The following is a 224-nucleotide window of genomic DNA, read 5'->3' as shown; positions in this document are numbered from 1 at the left end:
ATGAAGCTGCCTGCCGCCAACTGGCCAGTCGGGCGCGGGCACATGTGCGCGATGCACGCCCGCGCTTCCCGCTTGCCCGGAGTCAGGGCAAGGCCATCGCCACCGCCTTTTTCGAGGCTTCGCAGAAGGGCGACCTGACGCAACTGGGCGACCTTCTGGCGCAGGATGTGCAATTCCATTCCGATGGCGGCGGGAAACGACCTTCGGTCGCCCGTATCCTGCAC

Annotated in this window: 1 protein-coding gene; it reads left to right on the top strand. The window is 66.1% G+C overall.

Annotated elements, in window-relative coordinates:
• Window positions 1–44 precede the first annotated feature (44 nt).
• A partial coding sequence (locus LD028_RS09920) for a hypothetical protein (RefSeq protein ID WP_483298304.1) occupies window positions 45–224 on the top strand: 180 nt, incomplete at its 3' end.

The organism is Anoxybacillus sp. LAT27 (assembly GCF_022030075.1).
Lineage (GTDB): Bacteria > Bacillota > Bacilli > Bacillales > Anoxybacillaceae > Anoxybacillus > Anoxybacillus kestanbolensis.
The sequence above is the reverse complement of the archived record's forward strand: the minus strand, read 5'-3'. Positions and strand labels throughout refer to the sequence as shown.